The sequence below is a fragment of the Bacillus sp. AFS040349 genome (assembly GCF_002577655.1).
Classification (GTDB): Bacteria; Bacillota; Bacilli; order Bacillales; family Bacillaceae; genus Metabacillus.
The window spans coordinates 1-2,720 of record NZ_NUMC01000131.1 but is presented as its reverse complement, the minus strand read 5'-3'; the positions used below and the strand labels follow the sequence as shown (position 1 = coordinate 2,720).

Genomic DNA, 2,720 nt, shown 5'->3' with positions numbered 1-2,720 from the left:
TTAAATGTAGTGTAGTGCTTTAGAAAACTAGTGAATATTACCGTATGAAAAAAGCCCTGTTTTTTTATTCGAAAACAGGGCTTTTTGGTTTTTTAAAAGACTTAGGGAAATGTATAAAATATACTCTCTTTTTTAAGAAAAGCACCGTTTATTTAATAAGGTTAATCAAAGATAAGGTTCAAATAATCTCCATGTCCTCTTATAAGTTCAACTTCATTTTCGGATGAAATCCAGAAGAAATGGAATGTTAATCCTTCTTCATCTCCTCCGCCTGTTGGTTGGTAATCCCATTCATCTGGAACACTTGATACAGATATTTTATAAAAAAACCTATTATGTATTGCACCGTCATCGTTCTCCCATAAATCTTCTGCAATTAAATTTTCAACATGAAAACTTCTCAACCCTGTTTCTTCTTCAATTTCTCTAATGACTGCATGATAAGTGTCTTCTTTGGGTTTTACTGTGCCTTTGGGTATCTGTATCCCTGCTTCAGTAATAGGATGTTGAAAGACTAATACCTGTGTTTTTCCTTCTTTAATTCTTGTTACATAACCATAGGCTTTTCTAATCGGTGTCAATAATATATTCCCCCATCACCTTCATATTTTCTCTACCTTTATTCAATAAATCTTCTTCGTTAATTCAATAACACTGGCTCTTGCTTTTCTTCTAACTTATACACTTCATCCCACTCTATTCCACAAGCAGCCGCATGTATTTTAGGGTCGTATTTCTGGCCACTTTTTAAAATTGTATAAATCAAATTTGCAATTTTACCACAAAGATGACCAATTGCCTTTTTCTTTATCATTCCTTCGTCAACTTTACGATCGTAATATGCTTTGAAGACGGTTGGTTTTCGTTTTCCATTCGCTAACATCATCATGGACATCTGATAAAGCACTCGACGTGCATCTCGAACACCACCATAGGTTTGTTTTGTTGAATGTACAGATGTTCCAGATTGAGAATTTTCAGCTGATACACCAAGGTATTTTTTGAATTCTTTATATGTATTAAAACGATCTATATCTCCAATAACACCGATTAAGGTACAGGCAATATTTTCACTGACAAAAGGAAAAGAAAGAAGTAACTCCGTATATGGATGTGGTTCAATTCCTTTTTCAGGGTCTCCTCTAAGAAGTGAATGGATTTCTACATCGATAAGTTGAATGCTTTCCTCAAGCCTCAAGGCTTCTTCAATTACCCATTTCTGCCTTCCTACTAGATGTTCTACTGGTACAGCCACTGTATGGGGCATAATTTCAGATAGTGTTTTAGCAGCCTTTTTCGCTACATTCTTAGCGCCTGCTTTAGAAATTGCCTTATACAATTCATCTTCCGATGATCCCTTCATGTGAAGACCCGAAGGGTATTCTAATACTAATTTCATTACTGAAGAAGTAGCCAATTTTTTAAATGCTTTATTTAAGTCTGGGTGTGTTACTTTTAATAATTGTTGAACTTGATTTTTTCTTCGAGTTAACTGAACGTTTAAATACCATCGATCTCGCATGACAGTCCGAAATAAGGATTGTAAGACAGTTTGAGGTCTTATTAAAGTAACTCCCTGCATGTGAGGATGGAGTTGTTTATGCCACCCCATATAGGACATTACTTTGGCATCCATTGAATCTGATTTTTCTGAGATACCTAAATTATTCTTACGAAATTCTCCAACTGCTTTATTCTCCACTTGAAAGAGTTGATATCCTTCGTTCAATAATACTTGCTGAACTAAATAGGAATAATGTCCACCAGTAGGTTCTAATAGGATTAAGAAATCATCTCTGTTGATAGTAAATTGATCTTCTATTTGTTTTAAAGCTTTTAAAAATTCTGCGATTCCTGCGCTATCAGAGTTAAATTTCATTGTTTTTGTTCGTTTCCAGGCAATTCCTTTGGGGTCTAAAAATGCATCAAATTTAATACAAGAAGCTACATGAAAACTAGCTCCAATATCTATACCAACATAAAATTGATAAAACTTACGAGTATCTTGACCTTTATTATCTGAATGATTCCCATAACTAAAAGGAGTAATCGTATTTTCCATGATTTCCTCTCCGAACAGTAAGCAGTATGATTATATCTGACCATCCAAGTTTCTGTTAGAGCTTAAGCCCAATGTAGCATGTTAGGATTATAACGCCAGATATTTAATCTCAGATTTAACAAAAGAGTCTAGATTCACTAGCTCCATACACTTTTAGAGTTTCAACTGCACACTATTCACTATATTGATTTTAAAATCTCTCTATATAGTCTATTGAGGAGGAGTATTCGACACTAACCATAATATTCCTTCTAAAAAAATAAAAAACCTGTCGAAATTGACAGGATAATCCGTTGTTTTATATTTAATTTAATGTGCAGTGCCGTCTTTCTAATTGAATGGAGTGCCTCACATCAATATTAGAGGTCTATGAATAATAGCCCCAGTCCAGTTAATGGTCGGAATCACCTAAAGGTCACTGCACAATTATATAATATCGTATCTAGTAAGATTAATAAACCAATGTCCCCAAACGACTTTCAAAGTTTCTATAAGAGAACTCACGTTTAAAATAAAGGTACATTGGTTCTTCTAAATTATATATTAATTATTCTTTTTATTCATTATTATTTAAATTGTAGCTATAGACTTAACTAAGTAGCATGTAGTCTATTAAAATAGTGTATTTTTTTCTTTAATCACTACAGAAACGACTTTA

The 2,720-nt window shown here is 33.5% G+C and carries 2 protein-coding genes; both read right to left on the bottom strand.

Features of this window, described 5'->3' with window-relative positions:
- Positions 1-161: 161 nt before the first annotated feature.
- Positions 162-581 (bottom strand): NUDIX hydrolase, encoded by a 420-nt coding sequence (locus COD11_RS22530; protein WP_098799151.1) that lies wholly within the window; start codon positions 579-581, stop codon positions 162-164.
- A 59-nt stretch (positions 582-640) separates the two neighbouring features.
- Positions 641-2,062 (bottom strand): IS110 family transposase, encoded by a 1,422-nt coding sequence (locus COD11_RS22525; protein ID WP_098799150.1) that lies wholly within the window; start codon positions 2,060-2,062, stop codon positions 641-643.
- Between the last annotated feature and the right edge of the window lie 658 nt (positions 2,063-2,720).

Coding starts and splice junctions, on each gene's coding strand:
- COD11_RS22525 (WP_098799150.1), bottom strand. CDS start 2,062: ATGGAAAATACGATTACTCCTTTTAGTTATGGGAATCATTCAGATAAT.